9 protein-coding genes are annotated in these 15,476 nt (G+C 52.8%); 8 read left to right on the top strand and 1 reads right to left on the bottom strand.

Annotated features, from left to right (window positions below):
• The first annotated feature begins 15 nt into the window (after positions 1–15).
• Together IEY39_RS10830 and IEY39_RS10835 are read left to right on the top strand one after the other, a co-directional pair.
• Positions 16–1,098 (top strand): fatty acid desaturase family protein, encoded by a 1,083-nt coding sequence (locus IEY39_RS10830; protein WP_188931304.1) that lies wholly within the window; start codon positions 16–18, stop codon positions 1,096–1,098.
• 120 nt (positions 1,099–1,218) lie between these two features.
• Entirely contained in the window at positions 1,219–1,830 is a 612-nt protein-coding gene (locus IEY39_RS10835; RefSeq protein ID WP_188931306.1) for an START domain-containing protein, read from the top strand.
• Between the two features lie 29 nt (positions 1,831–1,859).
• Here the strand turns inward: IEY39_RS10835 and IEY39_RS10840 are convergent, their stop codons facing one another.
• Positions 1,860–3,710, bottom strand: coding sequence for a sensor histidine kinase (locus tag IEY39_RS10840; RefSeq protein ID WP_188931308.1), 1,851 nt, complete (start codon positions 3,708–3,710; stop codon positions 1,860–1,862).
• A gap of 180 nt (positions 3,711–3,890) precedes the next feature.
• On the opposite strand from IEY39_RS10840, the gene IEY39_RS10845 reads away from it, so the two are divergent.
• The 6 genes from IEY39_RS10845 (at position 3,891) to IEY39_RS10870 (ending at position 15,470) form a co-directional block, all read left to right on the top strand.
• Positions 3,891–6,194 (top strand): GH92 family glycosyl hydrolase, encoded by a 2,304-nt coding sequence (locus tag IEY39_RS10845; protein ID WP_188931310.1) that lies wholly within the window; start codon positions 3,891–3,893, stop codon positions 6,192–6,194.
• A 95-nt stretch (positions 6,195–6,289) separates the two neighbouring features.
• On the top strand, positions 6,290–6,853 hold the full coding sequence (locus tag IEY39_RS10850) for an RNA polymerase sigma factor (RefSeq protein WP_188931312.1): 564 nt from the start codon (positions 6,290–6,292) through the stop codon (positions 6,851–6,853).
• Positions 6,854–6,904: 51 nt separating this feature from the next.
• Positions 6,905–8,050 carry a FecR family protein gene (locus IEY39_RS10855; RefSeq protein WP_188931313.1) on the top strand — a complete coding sequence of 382 codons (1,146 nt, stop codon included), beginning with the start codon at positions 6,905–6,907 and terminating at the stop codon, positions 8,048–8,050.
• Between the two features lie 239 nt (positions 8,051–8,289).
• Positions 8,290–11,748 (top strand): SusC/RagA family TonB-linked outer membrane protein, encoded by a 3,459-nt coding sequence (locus tag IEY39_RS10860; protein ID WP_188931314.1) that lies wholly within the window; start codon positions 8,290–8,292, stop codon positions 11,746–11,748.
• 19 nt (positions 11,749–11,767) lie between these two features.
• Positions 11,768–13,198 carry a RagB/SusD family nutrient uptake outer membrane protein gene (locus IEY39_RS10865; protein WP_188931315.1) on the top strand — a complete coding sequence of 477 codons (1,431 nt, stop codon included), beginning with the start codon at positions 11,768–11,770 and terminating at the stop codon, positions 13,196–13,198.
• Positions 13,199–13,214: 16 nt separating this feature from the next.
• Positions 13,215–15,470: a redoxin domain-containing protein gene (locus IEY39_RS10870; RefSeq protein WP_188931316.1), complete on the top strand. Its 2,256-nt coding sequence runs from the start codon at positions 13,215–13,217 to the stop codon at positions 15,468–15,470.
• The last annotated feature ends 6 nt before the right edge of the window (positions 15,471–15,476 follow it).

Consider the following 15,476-nt stretch of genomic DNA (forward strand, 5'->3'; position numbering starts at 1 on the left):
CCTCGCCAACCGGATATGCCTAAAGTAAGCTTTAATAACAGCGATCACGTCTTTTATACTTCGTTGAAAACTTCTGTAAACAAGTATTTTACATATACTAAAAAAAGAAGAACAGGCGATATTCGACTGTACGCCAAGTCAGTTATTCTTATCCTTGCGGCGATTTCCTTATATACATTATTGTTATTTGTTCCTATGTCTCCGCTGCCCAGGATCATATCCAGCTTGTTTTTGGGTTTCGTACTTGCATGTATTGGATTTAATGTCATGCATGATGCCAACCACGGCAGCTATTCTTCCCGTAAATGGGTCAACAAAATACTGGGACTTACGCTGAATGCTTTGGGTGGAAATAATTTCATCTGGAAACAAAAGCACAACATTGTTCATCACACTTATACGAATATCGACGGTATCGACGACGACATCGCTAAAAGCCCTTATATCCGCATGTGCAGTTCACAACCTTGGGTACCTGCACATCGACTGCAACACCTTTATACTCCGTTGTTATACTCCTTCAGCTCTATAATCTGGGTACTTTTCCAGGATTTTGACAAATATTTCAAAAAGAAAATAGTCAATACTCCTCTTTCAAGAATGTCGACAGCTGACCATATGATCTTCTGGATAAGCAAGATACTCTATCTGCTTTTTTATATTGCGATCCCCATTGCGTTGACGGGCTGGCAGTCCTGGTTACTATTCTTTTTGTGCATGAACATTGGTTTGGGATTTACGTTATCCATAGTTTTTCAATTGGCACACGTGGTTGAGGAAACAGAATTCGATTCAGCAACCGGTGATGAAAAAAAGATAGAGAATGAGTGGGCTATCCACCAGATAAAGACAACTGCTAACTTTTCGCCTGATAGCCCGATAATTTCCTGGTTTGCCGGCGGGCTAAATTACCAGATAGAACATCATTTATTCCCACGAATCAGTCATATCCACTATCCGGCATTAAGCAGAATTGTACAAAAAGAATGTGCGGCTTTTAATCTGCCATATAATTCCCTGCCTACTTTCAAGGCTGCCGTTATTTCGCATTTCCGATTTATCAGGACGCTGGGAGGGAAACCAGGCACGATTTTGTGAATTAAGATCGGTGAGGCGTTGCGACCGGCTGATAAATATATTCTTTTTCTAATACTTTGGAAGCGGCGGGAAACGTTAATGAGATCGAATACCAGGATCTTTTTGTAATAATTTAGGTTTATGCGCCCGATCTCAATTTATTATCTCTTTTTACCGTTGATCCTATTTAGAGACGGAGCAAGCCCCTGGGCGCTAAAAACTGAAAAAGACGGCGTTACCGTTTACAGCCGGCGTTCGGCCCTTTCCAAATTCAATGACCTTAAAGTAGAAATGGATCTTCCCGGTACCGTGGATCAATTGTCCTGCATCCTGTTGGATGTTGAAAAATATCCACAATGGGCGTACTGTACAAAGTCGGCTGACCTGATAAAACAGATCGGCAAGGATGAGCTCGTTTATTACTCAGAGATCAGTGCCCCATGGCCGTTGGCCAATCGTGATCTTTATGCCGACATAAAGGTTACCCGAGACAGCAGTATGCATTCCATTTGCCTGGTTTCAAACGGGTTAAAAGATTTCCTGCCGGAGAAAAAGGGTCTTGTGCGCGTGCCCAGATCGAGAGCGGTGTGGACCATTTCTACCAAGTCGGATAAAACAATCCACCTCCAATATGTATTGGAAATAGATCCGGGCGGAGCCTTGCCCGCATGGATCGTAAATATGTTCGCCAGCAAGGGCCCCCTGGAAACTTTCAGTAACCTGAGAAAAAAGATGGAGTTGCTGAATAGATGAATTGAGTCCCGGGCACGAAGGCCGACCGGCTATTTGGCAGCCGGTATGGTAAAATAGAACCGGCTACCCTTACCATCCTCGCTTTCAACCCGGAATTGCCCGTTGTTCGCCACTGCAAACTCCCTGCACAACTGCATTCCAAGACCTGCTCCTTTTTCATCGGCAGTACCAGTCGTAGTAACACTTTCCTTCTGGCGAATCTTTCTAAGCACGCTCTCACTGATGCCAATGCCTGTATCTGCCACGCATATCTCAATGGCATCACCTATGGTCTTTCCCTGTATGGTAATAGTATCCCCCTGCCGGCAGAATTTAACGGCATTGCCGATGAGGTTCCGGATCAGCACCTGGATCATATTCTTGTCGGCGTAGCCCAACAAACCCGGATCCAGCTGGTTCTTAAGCCTGATCTGCTTATCGGCGGCCCGTTTTGCGAACAGGTGAAAGATCTCGTCAGCTATTTCATGCATCGGAAGCACGACAGGAGAAACAACCATCCCATTCAGCTGGCTACTCGCCCAGGAAAGAAGGTTGTTTACCAATTCAGCAGAATAACCCACATTGTGGCTTAATTCTTCTATCATCATGTCTATTTGTTCTTCACTCAGGGAATTTTCCTTTAAGAAACCCAGCATATTCTTCAGGGAATGCATTGGGCCTTTCAAATCGTGCGCAATAATTGAAAACAGCTTATCCTTTTCCTGATTGTTGAGCAATAACAGAACGGCCTGGTGCTCTATTTCCTCATTCTTGGCCTCCAGCATCCGGTTAGTCCGCTGTTTGGCTGCCCTGCTACGGAATAATATAACGGTCAGCACGGTTAAAAAAACGATGAGCAGGCCGGCAATAAATATCTCCGATTCATTTTTCTGGACAATCTGGCGATGCAGCACATCTTTCCGCGCCTGTTCCGCTTTTAGAAGGGCTTCCTTTTTTTCATATTCATACTTTGCTTCCAGCCTTTCTGTCTTCTTTTTCATCTCATCATTGAAAAGACTGTCGGAAAGATCCGTGTATAATTTGGAATATTTCAGGGCATTGCGGTAATCGGCTTTGGCTTCATAGATGTCCTCCAGCACCTTATCAGCATCTCTGACCTGGTCTGTCGATCTGATCTGTGAAGCGAATTCCAGGCTTTGCAGCGCATACTTCAAAGCCAGGTCGTAATTCTTAAGATAAAAGTATGCCCGGGCCGTATAACTAGTCGTCTTGGTCTTGCGCATTTTGTCGTCAGTATGACTGAAATAATCCAGCGAACTGAGAAAATTGGCCAATGCTTCTTTGTACCGGCCTTTGACGAACAAGACCTCCCCCATCACGTCCTTATTGACCGTGATGAGGTATTCGCTTTTCATGGCTTCGGCTACCTGCAGAGCCTGCTGATAATATTGCAGGGCTTTATCATAGTCCTCACGCCTTAACCATATTGCGCCTATGGAAACCAGGGTTTTGTCCACATCGAGGCTGTCTTTTATGGCTCTGAAGATGCGACCGGCCGTCGTCAATAATGGCAACGCCTCATCATATTTGCCGATGTCCGTATAGGCCATGGCGATATTAATACTTGCCTTGGCTATGCAGGTGGAGTCGCCGATCTTTTCAGCAACGGAAAGCGACTGGCGATAGGATGACAACATATTCCCGTAATTCCCGATGAGCTTATAGGCGTTGCCCATCTGTCTTAAACTTACGGACTCGCCTTTGCCGTAACCGATCGCCTTCGAGTAGCCCAGGGCTTTATTGCTGTAGAATAAGATACTGTCGGCACTGATTCTGTAATAAGCATATGCCAGGCTATCCAATACATCAATGTAGGAGGTGTCCTTCTGAAAGTCCTTTCTTCCCTGCTTTTCATGTATAACCTGCTGTAATCGAGCCATATCAGCTGGTTGGGCGCCAGATTCCCGGTGAATACCCAACGCAAAGACCAATAATACGGCCGTCCTGCCCACCAGCCTCATCAAGTAAGAGTATTTTGTTTGCTAAAAAAGTAATCCTAAAAGCAAACTAACAAATAATTCTTATAAGAAGCGGTTATATTTATAGCCTGAAACGGCGACATGAAACGTCATTCGATCTTCCTTTTTCTCGTATTCCTGGAAACAGCCGGCTATGCGCAAGGGCCGGGCAACAGTATTTATATCAACCCTTTTATCGGCGCGACTACCAGTTCATCGGCGGGGACCTCCGCCGGGTTGGGAAAGACCTTTCCGGGAGCTACAACCCCCTGGGGGCTCGTACAGGTGAGCCCCAATACCATCACGGGAGGGGACAATGGCCCGGGATACAGCTATGAGCATACGACCATGGAGGGGTTCGCTTTCCTGCAGATGAGCGGCGTAGGATGGTATGGCGATCTTGGCAATTTCCTGGTTACGCCTGCTACGGGCGTACTGAGGACGTGTGCGGGAGATGCGCGGGTTCCCGGCAGCGGGTATCGTCAGAGCTATGACAAAGGCTCCGAAAAGGCTACAGCCGGGTATTACGCGGTGATGTTGAGTGATCACCCTATCCTGGCCGAGATGACGGCGGCGCCGCACAGCGGCATCCTTCGATTCACCTTTCCCGCCGACAGCCAGTCCCGGATCCAGATCGACCTGGCCAGAAGGGTTGGGGGCACCTCGGTGCTGCAATATGTGAAAGCAGTAGACGACCATAGCATTGAAGGATGGATGAAATGCACGCCGGAAGGTGGCGGCTGGGGGGATGGTGGCGGCAAGCCCGACTATACCGTGTATTTCTTCGCCGAGTTGAGCAAGCCGCTGAAGAACTTCGGCGTCTGGAGCGCTGCTATCCCGGATTCGGCGGACCGACACAGGGAGTCCGTCGGGAGTAAGACCTACCAGGGGTGGATTGCCAACGCAAACGTGTTGGCTGGAGCAACGGAAAAGGAGGGCAAGCATCTTGGCTTCTATACGCAGTTTGCTACAAAAGCCGGGGAACAGGTGTTGCTGAAGGCAGGCATCTCCCTGGTGAGTATGGAAGGGGCGAAACAGAACCTGCAACAGGAGATACCCGGCTGGTCATTCGATGAAGTGCACCGCAAGGCCGTCGCCTTATGGGATAGCGCATTGTCGAAGATAGCCGTCCGGGGCGGAACTGTAGCAGAAAGAAAGGTGTTCTACACTGCACTTTATCATACGATGATCGATCCCCGGATAACATCGGATGTGGATGGCAGCTACACGGGAGGTGACGGCAAGCCGCATGTGTCGGACACGTATAGCCGGCGCAGCATTTTCAGCGGCTGGGATGTTTTCCGAAGCCAGTTTCCCTTGCAGACCATCATCAATCCACGCATGGTGAATGATGCGATCAACTCTTTGGTAAGCCTTGCTGCGGAAAATGGTACCCGCTACCTTGAACGCTGGGAATTCCTGAATGCTTACAGCGGTTGCATGGTCGGCAACCCGGCCGTCGTCGTGCTGGCCGATGCCTACGCCAAAGGCATCCGTGGGTATAATGTCGATAGCGCCTACGCATACGCCGTCAATACGTGCCGCCGATTCGGCAACGGCGACAAAGGCTATGCTCCGGGCTCGATATCCGAAACACTGGAATATGCCTATTCGGACTGGTGCCTGTCGGAACTTGCCGCGGCCCTGCACAAGACCGGGGAAGCTGCGAAATATGCGACCGCAGCCCGGGACTATGAGAACATTTTCGATGCGAAGGAGGGATGGTTCCGCCCAAGGCAACAGAATGGCGAGTGGGCGCCCTGGCCTTCCCAGGGACGACTTGCCTACGAATACGGATCGGTGGAAAGCAATCCTTACCAGCAGGGATGGTTTGTCCCGCACGATGTGGATGGAATGGTGCGGTTGATGGGAGGAAGGGAGAAAGTGATCGGCGACCTCGAGAATCTCTTCAACAGAACGCCCGGCAATTTCTTCTGGAATGACTACTACAACCACGCCAATGAGCCGGTGCACCATGTCCCCTTCCTATTCAACCGGGTGGGTGCTCCCTGGCTTACGCAGCAGTGGACCCGGAAGATCTGCGCCGGCGCCTATCATAATTCGGTGGAAGGCCTGGTGGGCAATGACGATGTCGGCCAAATGTCGGCCTGGTATGTGCTGGCGGCCATCGGTCTGTACGAGGTATGCCCCGGAGATACCCGCTTCGACATCACCAGTCCCGTCTTCAGCGATATCCGCATCAAGCTCGATCCGGCCTATGCAACCGGCAAAACCTTCCGGATCATCGCCCATCGGAATTCGAGGGAGAATATCTACATCCAAAGCGCGACCCTGAACGGCAAGCCCCTACACCGATGCTATATCGACTACAAGGATATCGTCCGGGGAGGGACCCTCGAGTTGGTGATGGGTAATACCCCATCGGTGATGGCGGCGGCACGCTAAAAGCGGGTTTCCCCAAAAAATATTTTCATCCCGATGTAGGGATCGCGGCCTTTCGAGTGACTATATTTACATATAGCATTATTTTAAGGCTCCGAATGACTGCTTATACTTCTTATAACGATGCCGGGTTATTAGAACTCCTGCGTGCGGGTGACAAGGAGGCATTTACCGAGCTCTACAACCGATATTGGAAGGTGCTCTTTCATGTAGCGGCCAATAAGATAGGAAATCTCGCCGAGGCCGAGGAAATGGTGCAGGACCTGTTTCTGGATATCTGGAAACGCCGCGAGGGGATCGAGATCACGTCAACTTTCAGGACCTACCTGGCTGTTGCCCTCAAGTACCGGGTATTCAACCTGCTCGCCCGCCGCAACAAACGGCTGCGCTACGAAAGCTACGCCAGAACGAAACTCCGTATCGCCGACGACTCCACCGAACAATGGCTCGGCTTTCACGAGCTGGACAAACGTATCGCCCGGTTGGTTGCCGATCTCCCGGATAAATGCCGCCTGGTTTATCAATTGAAGAAAGAAAAGGGGTATTCCCAAAAAGATATTGCCCTTCAACTGCAAATTTCGGAAAAGGCCGTCGAAGCCCATATCACCCGGGCGCTGAAACTCCTCCGCACAGGCATCAGGACATTTTTTTCCCTCTTCTAGCTGTCCCCATATAGGGATACGCACTTTATCGTTGACCTTATATATGACATTATGAAACCCGATCAAAAATTCATTGAGCTGGCCGAGAAGTTGATGAACGGCACCATCACAGCCGAAGAGGAACACATCTTAGGAGAGTGGTACAATGCGGCGCAGGATGCGGAGGTGGTGGTTCCGGCCAATTTTGTTTCCGGCGAAGATGCTCACCGAAAACGTATGCTCCGGCGCATCTACCGCAGAATGACCCAGCATGAACGGAGGCGGATCCGCAAATGGGCCCCTGCCCTTGCAGCCGCAGTGCTGGGCTTTGCCATCCTGGGCGCCATTTGGTGGAAAGGCGGCCGCACGGCCCATCCCGCGGTGCTGGAGGCAAGTGCTGCGCCGAAAGATGCGGTGAAATCGTTGGCCGATAGAGCCACCTTAACATTGGCTGACGGCTCGACGGTCGACCTCGGAGCTGCCAAGGACGGATCGACAACAGCCAATGGGAAAGCCGTCGTCGACAAGAAGTCCGCGAAGTTGATCTACAAATCCGAACGATCCGCTTCCACCCTTCCACCGACCGTGTATAATACGCTCGCCACTCCCCGCGGGGGAATGTATTCGATCGTCCTTCCGGACGGCACCCGCGCCTGGCTGAACGCCTCGTCATCCCTCCGCTATCCGTTAGCCTTCCATGGTCCGTACCGGGAAGTGAGCCTCACCGGCGAGGGGTACTTCGAGGTCGCGCCGAATGCCGCGCAACCTTTCAAGGTGCTGGTGAATGGCATGACGGTGGATGTCCTTGGGACCCATTTCGATGTCATGGCATACGATGATGAACCTGCCGTCACCACTACCCTGCTCGAAGGTTCGGTGAAGGTGGGCTCGGCCGGCGGGCATTTACTACTGACACCTGGCCAACAGTCCCGCATGGAAAGATCGGATGGGCGCCTGGGTTCAATGCGGGCGGACGTAGATGTCGCGATCGCCTGGAAGAACGGAATTTTCCGATTCCGCAGCGAGGACATCCATTCGGTGATGCGAAAAGTTGCCCGTTGGTATGATGTCGATATACAATACGAGGGCGAGATCGCCGAGCACTTCACCGGGGCTGTTCCCCGCGATGCAGATGTTTCCACGCTACTCCGGATGATGGAATTGACCAACGCCGTCAAATTCCAGGTCGAAGGCCGCACAATAATTGTTACTCCCTAAATAAAAAGATAAAATGCTATGAGAAAGACAACTGCTTCCTGATCTTCCCGCCACCAGACCGTCCGCCCAAAAAAAACCGAGAATGTTGGTAGCACTCCCGGTGAGCGTTTTGGGGGACGACGCACCACGACAAAATGACTGCATCAGAAAACCCAAAACATTACGAAAGTATGCAATTACTTGCGTTTATCAAAACACTATTGCCCGTCATAAAACGGGTTGTATTTAACAGATACTTCTTGGCTTCGAAACTAGGAACACTACTATTGCTCACCAGCATCCACGTGAGCGCCATTACCTACAGTCAGAAGATCTCCCTCTCCGTGCATAACGCTCCCATGCAAATGGTCTTGAAGGAGATTGAAAAACAGTCGGGCTATCTTTTCTTTTTCACTGATGAAATGCTCCAAAAAGCCAAACCTGTCAATGTGGAGCTTAGTAACACCGGCCTCCCTGAGGCTCTCGATCGATGCTTCGCGAACCAGCCGCTGACTTATACTATCAGTAACAAGACGATCATTATTAAAATGCGTCCGCCATCGCCCCCTGCTGTTCCCCCCGGCATGGTCTACGGCCTGGTGCTGGATTCCCTGGGCCATCCCCTCGCGGGGGCATCGGTATACAACCGTAGGTCGAAACAGGGAACCTCTACGGACAAAGAAGGCCGGTTCACCCTGCCCGCCAGCGAGGGCGACATGCTGGAGATCACCATGATCGGCTATGGCGGCCATCGTTTAATAGTGAGTGACCCGAATGCGGCTATTACTATTACCCTGCGCCAGGCCGTTTCGAGCCTCTCCGACTATGTCATCATCGGCTACGGTTCGGTGCAGAAACGCGATGTGACAGGCTCGCTGGCCGTTGTGACGTCAAAACAGATCGAAAATATTCCTTTTGTCAGCGTGGACAACGCCCTCGCCGGCAAGGTCCCGGGCGTGGAGGTCATCAAATCGGACGGCACTCCCGGCGGCGCCGTACGCATCCGGATCCGCGGCTCCTCTTCCATCCTGGGCGGCAATACACCACTCTTCGTCATCGACGGCGTACCCGTCGAGACCACACCCAATTATATCAACCCGGGGTTCGACCTCACCAACCCGTTGGCCAACGCCATCAACGCAAGCCAGTCGGGCATCTCGGCCGGGATGTCCTCCGGGTTCACCAACGGGCTCAACAGCCTCAGCGGACTGAATGTCGATGATATCGAGTCGATCACGATCCTCAAGGATGCCTCTTCGACGGCGATCTACGGATCAAAAGCAGCCAACGGCGTAGTGCTGATCACTACCAAGCGCGGAAAAAAGGACATGAAACCCCAGATCAACCTCAGTTACTACGGCACGGGATCCACGCCCATCAATCCGAAGGTGCTGAATAAGTCACAGTACGAGAGCCTGCTCACCGAGGCAGCGCAGAACGACGCCAACTACTATACTTCCGTCGGGCGGGCATTGCCCGGCAACGTAAAATCCATCCTCAATAACCCTGCTGGTTTTTTTGGGAGCGCCAACACGAATTGGATCAAAACGGTCACCCGGAACACCTATTCAGACAATGCTCAAATTGCCGTCCAGGGCGGAGGCGCCGCCTCCAAATACTATACCTCCATCTCCTACAGCCATATCCCCGGTGTCGTCCTGGGCACCGACTACCAGCGGGTCGCCGGGAAGATCAACCTGGAGAACGAGATCGGCAGCCATTTCCGGTTTATCACCAACGTCGATATGGGCTATACGAACCAGAACATCACCAACGGCGCCTATGGGCAGGCCCTGGTCGCGCGCCCGGATTACAGTCCCTATACCGCCTCCGGCAGCTTCACCAGCTTCGCCCCGGTGGGCGCGTCCTACCTGGGATTCCAAAACCCCCTCGCGCTGACGACGGCGCTCAACAACAGCAAGACCCTGACCCTTCTGGGCTCGCTCACCGCACAATACGACTTTACAAAAGCCCTCTCGCTCAAGAGTACGGCCTCCCTGAACATGCAAACCTACAATCAGCGGCTGTATACACCCAGCTATGTGCAGATCGGTAGTTTTTACGGCAGTGTCAACTCGAACGGCGGCGTCGGCAGCAATGCTAACAGCAACTTCAACGACTGGTTCTGGGAGAATACACTATCCTACACCAAACAATTCAACGAAAAACATAGCGTCGACCTGCTCGCGGGAACTTCCTACGAAACTACCAAGCTCAGTTTCTTCAGCGCTACCGGCCAGGGATATCCGAATGATAATATTCTCAATAGCCTTTCTTCCGCCGGAACACCGCTTTATGTACGGGGCGACGATCCTACCAAACCGCAAAGCTACCTGCTCTCTTTCTATCTGAGGGCTAACTACGCCTTCATGGACAAATACCTGCTCACCTTCACCGGCCGTGCGGATGGTTCTTCCAAATTCGGCCCGGACAACAAATTCGGGTATTTCCCGTCAGGGGCGCTCGCCTGGCGGATCTCCAAGGAAAAATTCCTCAAGGACGTCCGCTTCATCGACGACCTGAAGCTGCGTGGCAGCTACGGCCTCACCGGGAACCAGAACATCGGCAACCAGATGTACCGTACCCTCTATACGCCTTACACCTATCGCGGCAACAACGCCCTGGTGCCCACCCAGCTGGGGAATGCGGCCATCAAATGGGAAACGACGAAGTCTACCGACGCCGGACTGGACTTCTCCTTCTTCAAAGGCAGGCTGCAGGGAACGGCGGATTACTATAACAAACAGACCAACAACGCATTGTTGAATTTGCCCGTCGCTCCGAGCACCTCGTATACCCAGTTGTTGGAAAATGTGGTCAGCCTGAGGAACTGGGGTTACGAGCTTTCGCTGAATGGCTTTCTTGTCAACTCGCGCGATTTCAAATGGCAGGCCGGCGTCAATATCACCTGGAACAAGTCGCTCGTGACCAAATTGGATAAGAAAGCAGACTTGTCCCAGATCGGCAGCTATAGCAGGCTGGAAGTCGGCAACACCACCCTTATCGAGGGTAAACCCCTGGGCCTGATCACCGGCATGCAAGTGACCGGCATCATCAAGACACAAAAACAGCTGGCTGACTATAAGGCAAAGCTCGGATCACTGGCCTTTGCCTTCCCGGCCTTGAATATCGGCGACCCCATGTTCCTGCTGGATACCGTCACCTACGCCTCCTTCGGGGCCCAGTACCCGTACTTCAATGCGATCATCGCGAACGCCGCACCCAGCTATTTCGGCGGCTTCACGCAGGAGTTCTCGTACAAGAACTTCGACCTGGACCTCTATTTCACCTTCTCCGAAGGCGGGAAGCTGTTCTGGGGTGAGGATGGCAACAGCATGGCGTTCACCGGCACCTCGAACGCCGGCGTCAGCATGTTGGGCCGCTGGACGCCTTCCAATCCCAATGCGACCCGGCCCCGGCTGGTGCTGAATGACGGGATCATCTATGCCAGCAATCTCAACGTCTACAATGCTTCATACGTGAAGCTGCGGACGGTGACGCTGAACTATCGGTTCAATTCCTCAAGCTGGTTCCAGGGGAAAGGGTTCCGGTCGGCCAGTATTTTTGCCTCGGCTACCAATGTGTTCACGATCACGAAATATCCCGGGCCCAATCCCGAGGTCTCCGACGACGCCTACAGCACGGGCGGTGGCTATTTCGACGTCAGCAACTTTCCCCCGCTGAGGACTTTTTCCCTTGGGATAAAAGCAGGTTTTTAATTCAAACAAGCGAAACATTATGCCACGATATATCACCAAAATAGTCATCATCTTCGGCCTTATTGTCCTGGGGACAAGCTGCAGCAAGCAGCTGAATGTCCTGCCTACCACCACGGAAGTAGACGGCAACATCATATCCGACCTGCAAAGCGCCGCCACCGCCCTCAACGGGGTATACTACCTGTTCGCGGACGCCGGCCCGGACTTCAACGGGGTTCCTTCCACGCAATGGGTCGACGTCAACGAGGGTTATCCCTCCGAACTGAGCGGGATGTTTGCCTATCCCTATGGCGCGACCGACCTGAGCAACCATACCTACAAGGCGAAAAGCTTTGAGATGGGCCCCATGTGGAGCTACGGCTACAACCTCGTCAACGCGGCCAACGGCTTCCTCAAAAATATCGCATCCGTGAACAGCCTGGGCGATTCCACCAGGCAAGAGATGATGGCGGAGGCCAGGTTCCTGCGGGCATTCGGGAACACCTATCTGCTCTTGTATTTTGCGCAGTACTATGACCCCACCAGCGCCTATGGCATCATCCTGCGGAATGATTTCGTCACTACCTCCAACCTCAACCTGCCGCGTTCGCCCGTGGGTGTTGTTTACGATTCGATCTTAGCCGATATCGGCTATGCGATGAATTATTTGCCTTCCCTGAATACCAACAATACAGGCGCGAACAAATGGGCGGCGGAATTGCTCGAAGCCCGCCTGCTCATCAACCGCGGGACGGCGGCCGACTATGCCACGGTGATCAGCCTCACCAATGACATCATCACCCATTCTCCCTTTACCCTTGAACCCAATACGAAGGACATTTTCTACACAAAAGGCCTCTCGAGCAATGAGGTCATGTTAGGTGTTCAGCCGTATACCAATCCGGCTCAAACCTACAAGTACAACCAATACTTGTATTACACCGATTATATCCTTTCCGACTCGGCGGTGAATGATCTTAAGGGCGACCCCCGGAGAAGCTGGACGTACTATATGTATACAAGTCCTTACGGCTACGGGAACTTCCCCGTCTGCATCAAATACTATCCCGGCGACACGTTGAACCTCAGCGCCACCCTGCAGGACGAATATTGTTACGCCTTCCGGCTCACCGAAGCCTACCTCCTCGAAGCAGAAGCGATCTCCGCCTCGGGTGGCGACCCGGCCACAGCAAGGAGCCTGCTCGAAACGGTGGAGGGCCACGCCGGGATCACCGACTTCACCGCGGTCAACGCCGCCTCAGGGCCCGCTCTTACGGAGCTGATCATCCGGGAAGAAATGAAGAACTTCATGGGAGAAAGCGGCCAGGACTGGTTCGCCGTCCGCCGGCTGCCTTTTGCTACCCTCCAGCAGGTGATCCCGACGCTTGTATCCAAAGACCTGCTGATCTTGCCGATTCCGCAGACGGAGATGCAGGCTAACGGACAGGTGAAACAGAACCCATCTTATTAAACATCCAAATTATTATATGCTACGCTATTCACTTTTGCTCTTTAACCTCCTTGCGGCCCTGACCATCCGGGCCCAGCAATCGTTCACGCTGACGGGAAAGATCAGCGGTCATCCGGACGGCATGATCCGCATCGGCTACGAGGCTGCGGGCGGCAAACGGGTCTCAGATTCGAGTCGCATCAGTAACGGTTCCTTTTCTTTCCACGGCATGCTTGACGGCCCCACGAATGCCTATATCTACGAGAACCCGCGTGCCAGCATGGATGATCCCAACGTGACGGACTTCTTTGTCGAGCCCGGCGACATGACGATCACGCTGAAACAGGGTGCATTCAGGGAAGCGGTGATCACGGGTTCCACGACGGAGACCGAGTATCAGTTGCTAAAAGCCGCCCAGGAACCTATAAGAGAAGAGGAGAAACCGCTGATCAAACGATATGACGCAGCCAACGCGGCGTACAGGAAAGCAGTCAAAGCAAAGGCCGACGACCGGACCCTGGATACGCTGAAATACCGCGCGGCCGCCATCCATGATGCCTTCGATCCTTTCAACGATCGGATGGCACAAATGGACTATCAATTCTTTGCGGCGCATCCGCAGTCCTATGTCACAGCCTATATGCTCCAATACCATACGAGCAGCCTGCCGCTGGATTCCCTGCAGCTCTTCTACGACCGGCTAGGCAGCGTCCTGCAACAGAGCAGCCCGGGCAGGCACATCGCCGAAGAGATCGCTATGCTCAAAGCCGGATCGCCGGGCAGCATGGCCGCGGATTTTTCGAAAAAAGACCTGCACGGCCAGCAGGTGACGCTTTCCGCTTATCGCGGCAAATACGTGCTGCTGGACTTCTGGGCATCCTGGTGCGTCCCCTGCCGTAAATCGATGCCGCACGTGAAAGAACTGTACGATCAGTATAAAGACAAGGGGCTTGCGGTGATCGCGATAGCGGATGACGACAATAACCCCGACGCCTGGAAAAAGGCCATCGCCAAGGACGGTACGGACAGCTGGCCCAATATTCTTCGCGGCCTGGACTGGGAGCTGCGTAGAAAAGGGGAGAAGAACCCGGAAGACCTGGATGACAAGTTTGGTATCCATAGCCTTCCGACCAAGATACTCATCGATCCGAATGGCATGATCATCGGCCGATACACAAAAGGCACCGACGAAGAAGCCGCTGCGCTCGACGCGCAATTGGCGAAGGCATTCGCGGATAATACCGTCACCATCGATGGCTCGCTTCAGGGATTGACCGCGGGCACCTGGGTCTATTGCTTTCTCAATGCTAACAGGGACCGAAAGGACTCCGTACGATCTTTCGGGGGTGGATTCAAAATGATGGTGACCGTGCCGGAAGGCGAGGCGGATCAGTATATTTTGCAGATCGGCCCAAAGCTGCAGGCCGGCGCCATCTCCCTGGTCTATCTCGATAAGGGGACCGTAACGGTCAAGGGTCCGGGCCCCCTGCTGAAAGATGCCGTCGTCACCGGCGGCGAGGCGGTGAGCGATTACAACGCCTTTGGGGAATATCTTAAGAACAGTTCCCAGTTGGCGGGCAGCGACTCGGTGTACAAAAAGTTCAGGGACCTGTACGCGAAAAAGGATACGCTTGGCTATACGGCACTGGAGCCGGAACTGCAACGGATCGACTCGATCAAAACCGAGCTCACCAAGGCCTGGATACTTCAGCATCCTTCGTCGCGTGTGGCCAGCATGATACTCACCTTCAACCTCGGACGGCTCGATCTGGACAAAAAGGTCGCCATCTACGATCAGCTTACCCCTGAAGCCAAAAATAACGCCTCGGGAAAGCGCCTCGAATATAGCATCCGGGTCAACAACCTGACGGGCATTGGGAAAAAAGCGCTGGACTTCACCCAGACCGACACCGCCGGCCGGCCGGTCTCCCTGCGGGATTTCCATGGGCGCTATGTGCTCCTCGATTTCTGGGCCAGTTGGTGCATGCCCTGCCGGGCAGAGAACCCTAACGTTGTCGCGGCTTTTAGGAAGTATAAGGACAAGAACTTCACCGTCCTCAGTGTTTCGCTGGACCGGCCAGGTGCAAAAGACGCATGGCTCGACGCTATTCACCACGATGGTTTGGACTGGACGCATGTTTCGGATCTGCAATTCTGGAACAATGCCGTAGCCAAACTATACGATATCGAGTCGATCCCCTCCAACTTGTTGCTGGATCCCAATGGTGTGATCGTGAGTAAAAATCTCCATGGGGAGGAGTTAGAGAAAAAGCTGGGTGAGGTGTTGCCATGATCCCTG

This window comes from Puia dinghuensis, assembly GCF_014642875.1.
Taxonomy (GTDB): Bacteria; Bacteroidota; Bacteroidia; order Chitinophagales; family Chitinophagaceae; genus Puia; species Puia dinghuensis.